The 868-nt window shown below is 43.1% G+C and carries 2 protein-coding genes; both read left to right on the top strand.

Going from position 1 to position 868, the window contains the following annotated elements:
• The first annotated feature begins 118 nt into the window (after nucleotides 1-118).
• Complete coding sequence (locus tag R7Z50_RS25925) at nucleotides 119-232, top strand: hypothetical protein (RefSeq protein WP_318134619.1); 114 nt, start codon at nucleotides 119-121, stop codon at nucleotides 230-232.
• A gap of 242 nt (nucleotides 233-474) precedes the next feature.
• Nucleotides 475-606 carry a transposase gene (locus tag R7Z50_RS31625; protein WP_411979520.1) on the top strand — a complete coding sequence of 44 codons (132 nt, stop codon included), beginning with the start codon at nucleotides 475-477 and terminating at the stop codon, nucleotides 604-606.
• Nucleotides 607-868 lie beyond the last annotated feature (262 nt).

Here is an 868-nt window from a genome sequence, read left to right as displayed (position 1 = left end):
ACAGGAAAAGCACCATTCTTAACTTCCGAGCAAAGAGAACAATTGAGTCAATATAAAAGATAAAGCCAATGATACACAAGACGGAGAACTGACTGGTTCCGACATCCTCGCTTATATCGTGAAAGAATTTGGCGAGCACTACCACCCTAACTCTATCTATTACCTGCCCGACCACATGGGCTTTTCATGGATAACTTCCCGCTCAAAACACGACAACACACTTATGGACTGAAAAAGCAGCTCGCCCAAGAGCCGAGAAACTACAATTTGAGTATGCTTATCTGTTCGGTTCAGTCTGTCGCAGAAGAGGAATTGGTGAGGCTATCATTGTCCCTGGGTTAATAAAGACATCATGATAGAGCACTTAAAACAAATATTGGCAGTCACGGAGGAGGGATGTCACGCTGTCGTTGTAATGGATGGAGCAGGATGGCATACAGAAGAAATTGCCAATGACTTTAAAATGTCAGTGTCATCAAACTTTCGCCCTATTCTCCAGAGCTAAACCCTATCGAACAAGTATGGCGTTGGTTGAGGCAACGCGATTTATCCAACCAATCTTTTACTGATTACCACGACATCATCTCCAAAGTCTGCGATGCATGAAATCGGTTTTTGGATTGCTCCAAAAGAGTCACCAAAATCCATTCGCAAAAAGTGATAGACCTAACCAGTTAATTTTCAAGATTGGTATAATAACGGTATGGAGAAATATCTTCAGCTCAGAGCTACAGATGTAAACTACCACCTTCTAAAGAAGGTGGCTTTGTGTGAGCCCCCTAAAAGGGGGCCTAGACCAGAACCTCGATGTGGCACCGCAGTCTCTCTTCACTCTCCAACACTAAATTTATGGCATCACTTATAGAGT

This window comes from Vibrio sp. 1249-1, from assembly GCF_033340495.1.
The sequence above is the reverse complement of the archived record's forward strand: the minus strand, read 5'-3'. Positions and strand labels throughout refer to the sequence as shown.